We start from the raw sequence: 12,284 nt of genomic DNA, 5'->3' as shown, positions 1-12,284 counted from the left end.
TATCCCAACCTCCTAAAGCTTGCGCAGACGAGGGTTGGAAACCTCGTCGAGCCCAAGGTTCACGAGCAGCAGCGCGATGAACATGATCGCGAGCAGCGCCGTCGGCAGGCCCCACCACCACCACAGGTTCTGAATCAGCGCGCCAGAATTGATCGCATCGTAAATCACCCGTCCGAGGGTCGGGATGCGTTGTGGGCCAAGCCCCAGCACTTCCAGTCCCACAGCGGTTACGATGGCCGTGGTCACGTTCGCGATGAATGAGCCGAACAGATAGGGTATCAGGTTGGGCATCATCTCGCGGAACATGATGTGCATCGTCGAGGCGCCTGAGAGCTGCGCCATTTTCACATAGCCAGACTCCCGCATGGACAGAACTTGCGCCCGGATCAGTCGGGTCGGCGACTGCCACATGAAGCCGGCAATCAGCACCGCCATCATCAGAAGCGAGACGTCTCCGAAGGCGGACTGGAAGACGACCAGGATGAGCAGCGGGGGAATGGTGATCATCACGTCCGACAGGATGCGGATCACATCATCGGTCCGTCCGCCGATGAAGCCCGCCGAGAAGCCCAAAAAGATGCCGGTCGACATCCCGATGAGCGAGGCCACCGCCCCGATCATGAGCGTGTTGGGGGTCCCAACGATCAAGAGGGCAAGGAGGTCACGACCAGCACCGTCGGTGCCGAGCGGGAATTCGCCAACGCCGGGCGTTCCCCGAAGGTTCTCAAAACCAACCGGTGGCAAGCGCAGGGGCGTCGAGCCGGTAAAGACCAGTTCGGTGTTCCACACGAACTGCCCGATGAAGCCCATCATGATGATGAAGAGGAGAATCGCGATGCCCCAAATAAGTTTGGGGTTGAGCCAGGGGTTGTCGAAACGGTTGAACTTGCCCGAGGCGGTGGAGGTATCGACCACACCCGCGGCTTCGGAGTCCGTGGTTGGTCCGAGGTTCTGGCCCGGTTGCGTTGCATCAGCCATTACGAACCTCCCTCGGTTGATTGCCGTATTCGCGGATCGATCAGCGGATAAATGAGATCGACCAGAAAGACGGACACCGCGGTCATCAAAATGATGATGAAACTCACGCCCTGAATGACGGCGAAGTCCTGATCGAGGATTGCGTCGTAGAGCAGCTTGCCCATGCCGTTGTAGGAGAATATCCGCTCGACTAGAATTTGGCCGGAGACGAGCAGTCCGATCTTCAGAGCGAACGCAGTCACCTGCGGCAGGATCGCGTTGCGGACCATGTACTTGTAGAGCACATAGCGCGGCTTAAGCCCCTTGGCCTTGGCAAGGTTCACATAGTCTTCGCCTTGGACGGTGATCATCAGCCCCCGCATGCCGAGCGTCCAGAAGCCGAAAGTCACCAGGATGATCGAAAGGGCCGGCAGCGTGCCGTGGTAGATAACCGAATTGGCGAACTCGAGTGTCCAGCCAGGTTCCACGTTGATGCCGTAGGACCCGGTCAATGGAAAAAACAAATCGCCCCCGGTCCATTGTCGCATCTTTATCGCGAACAGATACAGAAGCAGCAGGCCAGACAAAATGGGCGGGATCGCGGTGAATATCATCAAGCTTGGGATCACCACCTTCCAGACTTTCGGTGTCCGCTCCCACACCATAAACGCGCCGAGTGCGTTGCCGATGATGAAGGTGATGATCACCGACAGGAGCATCAGGCCGATGGTCCAAGGCAACGCCTGCCAGATCAGGGCGGCGACGGGTGTCGGAAAGCTTGCCGCCGATAGGCCAAAATCGAAGGTGATGATCGAACGCAGGTAAAGCAGGTACTGAACCCAAAGAGGCTCGTTGAGGCCAAAGCGCTCGCGTAACTGTTCAAGGATCTGATCGGACCCTTCGACGAATGCACCACCAGATGCCATCCGCCCGAGCATGACTTCGGCAGGGTCAACCGGTGAAAGCCGTGGAATAATCCAGATCAGTGTCGCCGCAATCCAGACCGTTAAAACGAACGTGATCAGGCGATTGACGATATAGGACGACGGAATTCCGAAGATGGTGCCGCCGCTGTTCGGAACGCTGGCCGTAGCGCCGCTCATGCCCTTGTCCCCCTGGTTTGTTTTTGCCGCTTATGGTCGCGACCTTACGAAAAAGGCGGGACGCTCGTCCGCGTCCCGCCCTTTGCTGATGTCTTTATTCAGCCTTTTCCAGATTGTGGATGATCTGGTGTGCTGACCCCCACCAAAATGCGGGGTGATTGTAGTTGTTCTCGGCGGTTGGCCAACCCGTCCAGAAGGTCTCATTAAAAGGCAAGAGCTTCGCGGCCTGAACCAGCGGGACGAACGGCACCTCATCAGCAAGGAAGCCGTGCGCTTCAGCAACCATGTCCACAATCGATGGATCGCCAATCGGCATGGTGCCCATCTGTTCGACGATTTCGGTGTAGGAAGCCGTGGCATCGCTGTTCCACCGACCGGTATTGTTGAAGCCCGGAGCCCGTTCACCGATCGGGGCAATCGTTGCGTTGGTGTAGCGGTTCATCGATGCCCAAGGCTCATTTACCGAACCGCAGGACAGCCATGAATAGCTCATGTCGTAGCCGCCAAGCGGCAGGACCTCGCCCCAGAACACGGAGTTTTCGACCGGCACGGAGCGGGCCGATATACCGGCCCGATTGAGCTGCTCGACAATGACGTCGATTGTACGCGTATATTCCGGTGATGCCGAGTTCACGTGGATGTTGGCAACAAGATCTTCGCCATCGCGTTCGAAGATACCGTCGCCACCCATGGTGTAGCCGTTGGCTTCGATGATCGCTTTCGCGCCGTCGACGTCCGCTTCGGCAGTGAAGCCGTGACCGGCAGCCTCGATGGCATCAATGAATGGGTCCATCGCGCCGTACTGCACGAACATGGTCCGTGACGGCTGAGTTGTCCCTTCGTAGGCGACGTTCACGATCTGATTGCGATCGATCAGCATCTCCACCGCGCGACGCATATCCGCGTTATCCCAGGGCGCAACGGTGGTGTTGAATTCCATTTGGCGAGCACATGGATCGGGCCAGGCATATGGAAGGTCATCAAACCAAGCGATAACGTTCGGGTTTTGGAACTGCATGGCCTCGAAGGTGCCAAGCGTTACGGCCTGTGCAGCGTCCATTTCGTTCGCGACCATCAGCTGGGCGCGGTTCTCCTCGCCGCCGGACTCAAGGAAGATCACGCGTTGCGGCTCAGGCAGGTCCATAAAGCCCGATGCAGCGCCCCACCAATCATCGTTTCGATCCCAGATAGCCCGGTTGGTGGCCATGGACGTCATCGTGTAAGGGCCGGTGCCGATCGGCGGATTGAACGCGAAGGTTGAAGGATCTTCGCCAGCCCAGACATGCTCGGGCATGATCAAGAACGAGCCAAAGATACGGTTGGCGAAATTCTCAAGAACAAAGCGGGGATTGGAGTTGTTGAGCGTGAAAGTGACCGTCAGATCATCAACCTTTTCAACGGAAGCAACTTGCGCCTGGATGGTTGCCGGCTCACGCTCGGACAGGCCTTCATTGTCCAGTGCCATCTGGACGGTGAAGACGACGTCATCAGCGTTGAAGGCCTCTCCATCCGACCATGTGACACCGTCGCGCAAGGTAAGCGTCCACTCATCCTGCGCCTCATTGGATTCAAAACCCGTCGCCAGCCACGGTTCAATTTCACCGCTCTCATAATTGAGGATGAAAAGAGGCTCCCACATCGTCTGATGCGCGCCGTGCTGACGTTTAACACCGGGCGTGAACGGGTTGAAATTCTCAGGATCCCGGATCGTCCGGTCGATATCGAAGATGACGGTGTCTTCGCGGGGAACATCTTGTGCGTTAACGGTCCCCGTAAAGGCAAGCGCCAACGCTGTACCTGCCAGAAGGCTGGCCTGAAGATGGGTCATTATTTCCTCCCTTGAACCCGGCGGCTCGAGTTTTCAAAACCGCTTCCGCTTTTCCATGATGCTAATCCGCCTTCAGAATAAGTCTAGTACGAATAAGTTTGCAAGCGTATGCAAAACCTGCGGCATCATCGCTCGTCGTTTGAGGTTCGCGCCGTCCAGCGAAGGCAGCGAGCGCGCTGCCATCGTCAGCGTGATGCAGCTTGCAATCCTTGGCGTTCGCGGCTTTCACACGGGCGCTGCGCGGCCTGTTGGTCCTTATCTGTTGGGTCGGGAAGAGGAGGGCCGGTGCCAATCGGTTAGGCGGGATGAACGAAGCAAAGGACAGGCGTGAGGCTCCAGCCGGCGCGATACTTTTGCCTGACATTGCAACGATACAAAGTCCGCTGCCCCGATGTGTGCCGACGCCGATCAGGCCGATCATTTAGGTGCCAGGTCTGCAGGCGAGAGACGTCACCTGTCCCGTGACCACGGATAAGATGGCCGCAAACGTTCAGCGTACAACTCAGCGTCAGTGACGGGCGTAATCCATCACGAGGACGCGTGTCGTGGCAGGGATATCGTCAGGCATCAGGTTAACGGTGTGATCAAGTGCGAAGTCCACATCGCTGTCGTCGAAATAGGACAGGAAACTCTCGATCCACATCGTGTTGCGCGGCTTGTATGTGAGGGTCCTGAAATGCATCGGGATCACCAACTTTGGTTTGACCGTTTTGATCAGCTCATCGAGGTTGGGCAACTCAATGGTCAGGTAACCGCCGGCCAACGCCAGCAGCACATCGACGTCCTCAAAAAAGGCCATCTGTTTTTTGTTGAGCGGATTGCCGACATCACCCATGTGGGCGATCTTCATCCCATCGAGTTCAAACCTGTACATGCCATTTTGACCGGGTACGCCTCGAGGATGGTGCTCCCATTCTGCAGCCTCAATTGCGCGAACTTCGACCCCGGCCGCACGCGCAAGGCCACCCCCGAGCGCTGTATCAAGCGCATTGATAACCTTGGGCTTGCCGCCTATCAGATCAGCACGACAATGGGCTTGGTCATCGGCCGACGAAATGATGACTAAATCGGCCTCATCCAGAATCGGGCTGTATCCCAACAGTTCGGGCGTGTAAGGGTCGGTGATGACGCGCGTACCGTCAGCGGCGGTCAACAGAAACGCGGCTTGGCCGTACCATTTTACTTGCATTGGTGTGATCGTCCTTGTTCGAAGGCGGGGAACGAAATTCCTGTTCGCCCAGTGTATCGGGCCAAGCAAGCCCCGCAAACATACCCAAAGCAACGGAACTTTTATGCCCAGTGAACCGACCCCACTCATCATCGCGATTGCGATCCTGTTGATGATGATCGGCGGAATGTCCATTTCCATCCAGGCGCCCATAAATGCGACCTTGAATCGCTTTCTTGACGATCCGGTCCTAACCGCCTGTGTTTCCTTCTTCGTCGGTTTCGTCGCGTTACTGATTATCTGGTTGGCGGGCGTGGTATCGAGCGGTCGCGGTTTTGCGCTGCCCGATCTCGCAGAGGCGCCGAGCTGGGTCTGGATCGGCGGGCTTTTGGGAACCACTTATGTTCTGGCTGCCCTTTGGAGCGTGCCACGTGTTGGGGTCGTAACCCTAGTCGCGGCAGCGGTTCTGGGTCAGCTACTTGCGGCCCTCGTCATTGACGCAACGGGCGCTTTCGGACTTGAGGCACGGGCTGTTTCTCCCACACGCATCATGGCAGTCGTCCTCGTTCTTGGTGGGCTGCTTCTGTCGCGCGTCTAATTTCCCCCGACATTGCGCGGACCTTTTGAAGGGTCGAACGCGTCGCTACTTGGGCGCTGATGATGCTCCCAATGGCCGGTTCTCTCCTTTCCCCGGCAGATGATTGGCTCGATCCCGCGGCGCCACGTCTTATCCGTAACGGTCACCTCTGGTGGACAGTAACGGATCGTCAGACCACAGCGCCGGCGACCGGAAAGGTTGGGTCGCGATCCATGGGCCAGCATGTCGGCATGCAAGGAGAACTCGCCGGCCTTCAGGGTGTTGAAGACGGGCTCGCCAAGTGAATCCACGTCGACGATGCTTTTGTCGAGCACATCGCGATCGCCGGCTTTCCTCCAAGCAAGGCGGCCCTTGTCATGTGTCTGAGGAATGAACTGCAAGGCACCATTATCCTCGTCGGCATCATCAATCGCGAGCCAAACCGTAACCGTGCGGCTAGGCGCCAGATGCCAGAAGATTGCGTCCTGGTGCCAGGGAACCGCGCGTGGGTCGCCAGGCAGTTTCGCAAAAAAGTGAGACGCCCAGCAGATGATGTCGGGGCCGATGATGTCTTCGACGTGGTTGAGAATGAGTGGATTTGTGCACAGGTCCCAGACGCCCCTTAGCCGCGCTTGGAAGCAATTCACCGCGTATCCGCCATCGGGACCGGCTTGCCGAAGCAGGCTGTCGAAGTAGGCTCGGTTGGCCTCGACGGCATCGGCATCGAAAGCTCTCAAGCCGCTAATGTAGCCTTCCCGATTGTAGTGAGAGACTTGCGCGGCGCTCAGCTTGTGGCCGGCTTTCATTGGGCTCGGCTGAAAAATATATGGTTCGGCAAGCGTGAGCATGGAGCGGATGCCTTCTACGAAGTGGGTTGCCACCTGAGCAGCGTCACATCCGCGAACAGACTTCTCTTTTGTTGATGTGTCTTGCCGGATTTGGCGTTTTTCTTATGGTATTTTGATGCCAAAGGCCGATCAGCGAAGACTTGAGGACTACACGAGCACGGGTGAGTACTTTCATTTCGCTCGAATAGAATTGCGACCGACACCCCTTGCATCGGCGCGTCCGCATTCCCAGGACTATGTCGAACTGTTCTGGCTTGAGCGTGGGAGATTGGTCCACACAGTCAACGGCCATAACCAGCACCTTGGCGTCGGCGACATTGTTTTCATGCGCCTGGCTGATGTGCACAAGCTTGAGCCGATTGGAGCCTCAGCCCTCCTCGTCAATCTGGCTTTCCCTTCCGATGCCCTGGAGTTCGTCGCCCAGCGGCATGGTGAGGTGGTCGCGGGCACCGCCTTTTGGGCTACCGGCCACCTTCCTGAGGTTCGGCCATTGGGGGCTTGGGCTCGTCGAGCGTTGACGCTTTGGGGTCACCGACTGGATGCCGCCGCGCGGACGCCTTTATCGCTCGACGCGTTCTTGCTTGCTGTGCTCAGCCTTCTGCACAGCGACACCACGCTGCCTCCGGGTGTCGAAGATGGTCCAGCTTGGCTGTTAGAATGCTGGAGAAATCTCGATACCCGGGAAGGCCTCAAGGGTGGCGTGAAAGGTTTCGTTCAGGCTTCCGGCCGGACGCCCGCTCACGTCGCGCGGACGACCCGTCAGTATACGGGGTGTAGTCCATCAGCACTGGTGGCGAAGGCGCGTATGGCGACTGCCGCCCGATTGCTCGTCCACAGTTCGATGGCCATCGTTGAGATCGCCGATGAGGTCGGTCTCCCGAATCTCAGCCACTTTTACGGGCAGTTCAAAAGTGCCCATGGGACGACCCCAAGGAGATATCGCAACCGTCATCGCGGGGATCCTGTTCGAGGATAAAGGCTGTTATCACTCACCATGATAGGCTGCTAACATACTGATCATATTGGAAAAAATTGGTGCACGTCTGCTCAGTTTAAGGACTTGTTTACCGTTCCTGCCGACGCTTTGCTGATCTGTGAGCAAGCAACAGGAGCACGCCATGCAAGCACCCAGCCCCCACAATGCAGCTGCGGCACCGACGCGCGAGGATATGAAGCTCATGTTGGAGGGTTACGGCCTTACCACCGCAAATATCCTCTATCGGATGCCTGATCATCCCAGCTTGCTGCAGACCTTTATCTGGCAGACGCTCGACCTTGCACCGGAATTTCCGCGCCTGGAGAAATTCATTGCTTTCTGGAAAGCCGAACTCGACGGGCCACTGCATTCAGTGCAGTTTGCCCACCGGAGACTGATCAGCCCGGGTGTGTGGCGGCATGTGGACGGAGATTTTCCCATACACTGACCCGCTTGTTTTATTGACCTACTTGCGGTTGCCGTGACACCTATCGCCGCTCCAAGTCGATATGGGTAGGGCGGCCTTGTTCCATGAAGCGATCTGAAATCAATGAAATCGTCCGGCAGGGCGACGCGTTTTTCCGCTCCTTCTCCTACACACTGCCGCCCTTCGCGTACTGGACGCCTGACCAGCTGGTGTCGAATTGCTCGGGGGATACAGTCTCTCAGGTTGCAAAGCGGCGTATGGGTTGGGACGTGACCGATTATGCGACCGGTGCGTTCAGCGAAACAGGGCTCTTCCTTTTTACCGTTCGCAACGGGCTTTTGGCTGACTTAGAAGCCGGTGGCGGTATGGTCTACGCGGAAAAGATCATGATCTCGCGGAAAGATCAGTTGGCGCCGATGCACCGGCACAACATCAAGGCTGAAGACATCATCAACCGAGGCGGCGGCACTTTGGTGCTCGAACTGTTCGCTCCGGACGAGGAAGGGTGGCTGCATCCAACTAAACCTGTATCGGTGCCCGTCGATGGACGAATGAAGAGCTTGCAGGCGGGGGGTCTGCTAAAGCTCGAGCCCGGAGAAAGCGTGACGCTCATGCCCGGCGTCTGGCACGCCTTTTGGGCGGAGAAAGCGGATGTTCTCATTGGTGAGGTTTCGACAGTCAACGACGACGAGATCGATAACGTGTTTCGCGAGGAAATTCCGCGATTTACGGAAGTCGAAGAGGACGAAGCGCCCATCCACCTTCTTGTGTCTGATTATGATCGCTGGCTAGCGGCGCCGCAAAGCCCGGCTGTCTGATTGACTGCAACTCCAAGCAAACAACGCTCCGAAGCCGGACTGGCTTGGCATCTCCGGCGCACCGTGGTTCTCGCCTGGCCCGTGATCTTGTCACGGGTTGGCATCCTGATGATGACCACCGTCGATGTCATCGTGGTCGGGCGCGCCGGAGCCGACCAACTGGCGTTCTATGTCCTGGGTTATGCAATCTATGACAGTCTTGTCGCCATGGTTGCTGGGCTGCATTTGGGTGTTCCCACGCTCGTGTCGCGAACGATTGGCGCCGGCGCACCCGTTCATGCCGCTCTCGTCTGGAAGCGAGGGCTTGTGTCTGCGATTGTCATCGGGTCCGTCATTGCGTTGATCGTTCAAGGTGCGCCTTGGCTGTTTACGCTTTTGGGTCAGGACAGGACCCTTGCAGAAGGCGGTGGCGAGGTTACCGCTTTGCTTGGGATGTGTTTGCCTTTTTTTGGGCTATTCCTCGTTTCAGCGATGTTCCTCGAAGCACTTGAAAAACCGCTCCAAGCCACGCTTGCGGTTTTGTTGGCGAACGTCCTGAACCTTGGATTGAGTATCACGCTGGTATTTGGCATTGGACCGATACCGGCTTTGGGTGCGTGGGGCTGCGCGTTAGCTACGCTTGTCACCGCTTCGTTTCTTGGCGTTGGCTTATATTGTTATGTCTTTTTTGGACTTCGCGATCGCCAGCGTTATGGAATTGGTACTCCGACGACTGCTGACGCTGATCAGGCTGTTCACGCCCCAACCTGGCGTGAACAGAGCCGTGTGGGACTAGCATCGGGCGTCTCGTACGGTCTTGAAGCGGGGTCGTTTACAGCATTGACGCTGATCGCCGGCCTGCTTGGCGTTATAGGGCTGGCCGCGATGGGCGTTCTGTTTCAGTTGTTCGCCGTCACCTTCATGATCTCATTTGGAATTGCGGGAGCAACGCAAGTTCGCGTGGGCAACGCTTGGGGCAGGGGAAGTCTTCGGGACATGGTTTGGGCCGGATGGGCTGGATTCTCGCTTTCCGTTTTCTGCTCGCTGGTCTTCTGTGCCCTGTTCCTTCTGGCGCCTCGTTGGTTTCTCGGCATTTTGACGACGGACGAAGCGGTTCTCCTTGCGGCGGCTCCAGTGATGGTTTGGATGGTTGCGGCCCTTATCGCTGATGGCGGACAAACCGTGCTCAACCATGCCTGCCGCGGCAGGGGAGATAGCTGGGTGCCAACTTTGGCCCACCTGGTGAGCTATTGGGCTATCATGGTGCCACTGGGCTGGGTGCTGGCCGTCCACCTAGGCGGCGGACCTCTGGGGCTCTACCAAGCTATCCTACTGAGCAGCGTTTTCTCGCTGTTTGCTATGGCAATGCGTTTTGTCGTGCTCTCTCGGAGAGGTCTGCCAGATGTCGCGGTGGCATAGCGGCCCGTTCAATGTGGCTGGAAGGAAGCGATCAGACTATGGCAATGGTTGCTTGCTGCCTGTGAAAACGGTACCGGCGGACGGGAGAAACGTCGGCGGTTGGTGGCAAATCAATCCGCTAGCAGGCCGCGCGGAAACAAAAAAGTGGGTCAAACCCGCTTCGCGCAGGAGGGCCAGGTGACCAAGAAGGTGACCGGAGCAGTCTCAGATCGATCCCGTAGGGTGAGGACAAACGCGGGGATCAATATAAATGATCTCGCTGAGCGTGCGGGGGTGGCGCCTGCCACCGTTTCGCGTGCGCTCAACGGCTACACCGACATAGCCGAAGCGACCCGCGACCGAATCTTGAAACTTGCGCGTGAGCTGAACTACCGGCCATCTTCCCGTGCCCGGCAGCTGGCGCGTGGAAGCATTGAAACCGTCGCTTTTATTTTGCCGTCTGCAAACGGGCCAATGAGCGACCCCTTTCTGTCGGATTTTCTCGATGCTCTTGCCTCTGCGCTGGCAGAGAAGGATTTTGATTTGCTTGTTGCAACGGTGCGTGAGGGCGAAGAGGAGGTCGATGTATACCGCCGCCTGATCTCGGCGCAGAAAACCGCTGGCTTCATTGTTACCAATTCCCGCGATCATGATCCTCGCATCGCGCTTTTGCAGGAGATGCGGGTTCCTTTTGTGGTTTACGGCCGAGCGGAGACGGAAACGCCGTTTGCCTACATAGATATGGACAATGAAGCGGCGATCGCCCGCATGGTCGATCATCTTTGCGCGTTAGGGCACCGGCGTTTCGCGTACCTAGACCTGAAAGACGATGCGACGTTTGCAAGGCTACGACGCGCTGGCTTTGACCGGGGCGCTCGCTCGTGTGGCTTATCTGCCGAGGATGTTGAGATCGTCTCAAGTGAACATACATCGGCAAGCGGTCAGATGGCTGTCGCGCAGTTGTTTGATGGCACAAACTCGCATCAGCCGACCGCGATAGTCTGCCCGGCCGACATCGTTGCCATTGGTGCCATTCAGGCGATCACGTCGCGTGGATACGCTGTTGGGCGCGATGTGTCGGTGACTGGCTATGACGGGGTTCCGCTAGGATCTTCGACGTCGCCTCCCTTGACGACGATGAGCCAACCAACCAAGAAGATTGGCAAGTGGCTGATATCGACGCTTTTTTCCATTATGGCCGGCGCCCAGCCCGATGGTTTTCAGGTTGTCTTGGAGCCAACCCTGGTTCGGCGATCTTCAGACGGCTCCCCAACAAGGCGAGGGCGTCCTGAAGCAAACGGCGCTGTTCATTGAACCACCTCGTCCGGCTGTGACGCAGACCAGATCAACAGAGCTCGCCCTTTGGCAAGGGAAGCGGTTACTGGCCCTTGCGCTTCGTTTGAGATGGTCAGAGTGCTACCAAACGGAACGTTGGCCCCGACCAATGGCCACTTTGCGTTGTGAAGGTTCAGGCCCTGCATTTCGGTAAATCCAAGCACACTGAAACGATCACCATTTTGAAGGGCCAAGTGTATTTCCTCGTCTCCAAGCGGCACCGCAAACTGCACCCCGTCGGTTAAAACGACATCCAGCCCCTCTCCGTAAAGCGCAATGGCTTGTGTCATCAGAGCAAAAGTGTGGTCGGACCGGCCGCCCAGCGCGCCCACAAGGACGATGTCGGTCGCCCCTCGCTTCTTCGCTTCGGCAATTGCTAGGGCGCCGTCGGTATCGGATTTTTCGGGATCGTAGGAGAGCCGCGAGACCTGCGCATACTGATTGTGATCGGATGCGGACGCCGAGTCGAAGTCGCCAACCCAAAGCTCAATATCACAACCAAGGTGCCGGGCGTGTCGAATGCCTCCGTCCGCGGCGATCACGCGACGTCCCGGCACGAGCTTTTTCAGCGCTTGCGACGCGGTTACGTCACCGCCCAGGAGAATTGCATAGCGCGTATCCGCTTCGGTCGCCATCGTGTCGCAGTCGCATGACTTGCATCGTGTTTCAAGCGGTAGACAAGGGCCCCTACGGCGCGTAGTTTGCGGCTTGCTCACCGGGGTGCCCAAGAGGCTGAGAGGCGGAAAGCGAACAACGCTTACGCCAACCCGTAGAACCTGATCCGGATCATGCCGGCGGAGGGATTTGGGCTGGCGTGCTTGAACAAAGCAGTCTTCCCCCATGATCACCGCTGTTTCCGGGTCGCTATCG

The 12,284-nt window shown here is 57.6% G+C and carries 13 protein-coding genes and 1 riboswitch; of the genes, 6 read left to right on the top strand and 7 right to left on the bottom strand.

Annotation, left to right across the window (positions count from 1 at the left end; translation table 11 throughout):
* Positions 1 to 12: 12 nt before the first annotated feature.
* From AAF739_03870 to AAF739_03850, 5 genes are all read right to left on the bottom strand, one after another.
* Positions 13 to 978: an ABC transporter permease gene (locus AAF739_03870; GenBank protein ID MEM6381787.1), complete on the bottom strand. Its 966-nt coding sequence runs from the start codon at positions 976 to 978 to the stop codon at positions 13 to 15.
* Positions 978 to 2,060: an ABC transporter permease gene (locus AAF739_03865; GenBank protein ID MEM6381786.1), complete on the bottom strand. Its 1,083-nt coding sequence runs from the start codon at positions 2,058 to 2,060 to the stop codon at positions 978 to 980. The genes AAF739_03870 and AAF739_03865 overlap by 1 nt, the downstream gene beginning before the upstream one ends.
* A 94-nt stretch (positions 2,061 to 2,154) precedes the next feature.
* A complete protein-coding gene (locus AAF739_03860) occupies positions 2,155 to 3,888 on the bottom strand; it encodes an ABC transporter substrate-binding protein (GenBank protein ID MEM6381785.1) in 1,734 nt (577 codons plus the stop codon).
* Between the two features lie 61 nt (positions 3,889 to 3,949).
* On the bottom strand, positions 3,950 to 4,309 hold the full coding sequence (locus AAF739_03855) for a hypothetical protein (GenBank protein MEM6381784.1): 360 nt from the start codon (positions 4,307 to 4,309) through the stop codon (positions 3,950 to 3,952).
* Positions 4,310 to 4,396: 87 nt separating this feature from the next.
* Positions 4,397 to 5,077, bottom strand: coding sequence for an MBL fold metallo-hydrolase (locus tag AAF739_03850; protein MEM6381783.1), 681 nt, complete (start codon positions 5,075 to 5,077; stop codon positions 4,397 to 4,399).
* A 103-nt stretch (positions 5,078 to 5,180) separates the two neighbouring features.
* Between AAF739_03850 and AAF739_03845 the strand changes: the two genes are divergently transcribed.
* A complete protein-coding gene (locus tag AAF739_03845) occupies positions 5,181 to 5,654 on the top strand; it encodes a DMT family transporter (GenBank protein ID MEM6381782.1) in 474 nt (157 codons plus the stop codon).
* On the opposite strand, the gene AAF739_03840 is transcribed toward AAF739_03845, so the two are convergent.
* Positions 5,651 to 6,481, bottom strand: coding sequence for a phytanoyl-CoA dioxygenase family protein (locus tag AAF739_03840; GenBank protein ID MEM6381781.1), 831 nt, complete (start codon positions 6,479 to 6,481; stop codon positions 5,651 to 5,653). The two genes, AAF739_03845 and AAF739_03840, sit on opposite strands and share 4 nt — an antisense overlap.
* 115 nt (positions 6,482 to 6,596) lie before the next feature.
* Here AAF739_03840 and AAF739_03835 point away from each other — a divergent pair, with 115 nt between their 5' ends.
* From AAF739_03835 to AAF739_03815, 5 genes are all read left to right on the top strand, one after another.
* Complete coding sequence (locus AAF739_03835; protein MEM6381780.1) at positions 6,597 to 7,457, top strand: AraC family transcriptional regulator; 861 nt, start codon at positions 6,597 to 6,599, stop codon at positions 7,455 to 7,457.
* A gap of 142 nt (positions 7,458 to 7,599) precedes the next feature.
* Positions 7,600 to 7,905, top strand: coding sequence for an usg protein (locus AAF739_03830; GenBank protein ID MEM6381779.1), 306 nt, complete (start codon positions 7,600 to 7,602; stop codon positions 7,903 to 7,905).
* A gap of 83 nt (positions 7,906 to 7,988) precedes the next feature.
* Positions 7,989 to 8,702 carry a D-lyxose/D-mannose family sugar isomerase gene (locus tag AAF739_03825; GenBank protein ID MEM6381778.1) on the top strand — a complete coding sequence of 238 codons (714 nt, stop codon included), beginning with the start codon at positions 7,989 to 7,991 and terminating at the stop codon, positions 8,700 to 8,702.
* A 63-nt stretch (positions 8,703 to 8,765) separates the two neighbouring features.
* On the top strand, positions 8,766 to 10,100 hold the full coding sequence (locus AAF739_03820; protein MEM6381777.1) for an MATE family efflux transporter: 1,335 nt from the start codon (positions 8,766 to 8,768) through the stop codon (positions 10,098 to 10,100).
* A 177-nt stretch (positions 10,101 to 10,277) separates the two neighbouring features.
* Entirely contained in the window at positions 10,278 to 11,393 is a 1,116-nt protein-coding gene (locus AAF739_03815) for a LacI family DNA-binding transcriptional regulator (GenBank protein ID MEM6381776.1), read from the top strand.
* On the opposite strand, the gene AAF739_03810 is transcribed toward AAF739_03815, so the two are convergent.
* Positions 11,387 to 12,049, bottom strand: coding sequence for a thiamine diphosphokinase (locus AAF739_03810; GenBank protein ID MEM6381775.1), 663 nt, complete (start codon positions 12,047 to 12,049; stop codon positions 11,387 to 11,389). The two genes, AAF739_03815 and AAF739_03810, sit on opposite strands and share 7 nt — an antisense overlap.
* A gap of 71 nt (positions 12,050 to 12,120) precedes the next feature.
* A riboswitch (TPP riboswitch) is annotated at positions 12,121 to 12,235 on the top strand.
* Positions 12,236 to 12,284: the final 49 nt, after the last annotated feature.

Source organism: Pseudomonadota bacterium, from assembly GCA_039024915.1.
Classification (GTDB): domain Bacteria; phylum Pseudomonadota; class Alphaproteobacteria; order Rhizobiales; family MH13; genus MH13.
This window is presented reverse-complemented; position numbering and strand designations above follow the sequence as displayed.

Bases quoted from the DNA above. Each gene is read 5' to 3' on its own strand.
- AAF739_03865 (MEM6381786.1), bottom strand. From the start codon at position 2,060: ATGAGCGGCGCTACGGCCAGCGTTCCGAACAGCGGCGGCACCATCTTC.
- AAF739_03850 (MEM6381783.1), bottom strand. From the start codon at position 5,077: ATGCAAGTAAAATGGTACGGCCAAGCCGCGTTTCTGTTGACCGCCGCT.
- AAF739_03855 (MEM6381784.1), bottom strand. From the start codon at position 4,309: ATGATCGGCCTGATCGGCGTCGGCACACATCGGGGCAGCGGACTTTGT.
- AAF739_03810 (MEM6381775.1), bottom strand. From the start codon at position 12,049: ATGGCGACCGAAGCGGATACGCGCTATGCAATTCTCCTGGGCGGTGAC.
- AAF739_03835 (MEM6381780.1), top strand. From the start codon at position 6,597: ATGCCAAAGGCCGATCAGCGAAGACTTGAGGACTACACGAGCACGGGT.
- AAF739_03825 (MEM6381778.1), top strand. From the start codon at position 7,989: ATGAAGCGATCTGAAATCAATGAAATCGTCCGGCAGGGCGACGCGTTT.
- AAF739_03860 (MEM6381785.1), bottom strand. From the start codon at position 3,888: ATGACCCATCTTCAGGCCAGCCTTCTGGCAGGTACAGCGTTGGCGCTT.
- AAF739_03870 (MEM6381787.1), bottom strand. From the start codon at position 978: ATGGCTGATGCAACGCAACCGGGCCAGAACCTCGGACCAACCACGGAC.
- AAF739_03830 (MEM6381779.1), top strand. From the start codon at position 7,600: ATGCAAGCACCCAGCCCCCACAATGCAGCTGCGGCACCGACGCGCGAG.
- AAF739_03845 (MEM6381782.1), top strand. From the start codon at position 5,181: ATGCCCAGTGAACCGACCCCACTCATCATCGCGATTGCGATCCTGTTG.
- AAF739_03840 (MEM6381781.1), bottom strand. From the start codon at position 6,481: ATGCTCACGCTTGCCGAACCATATATTTTTCAGCCGAGCCCAATGAAA.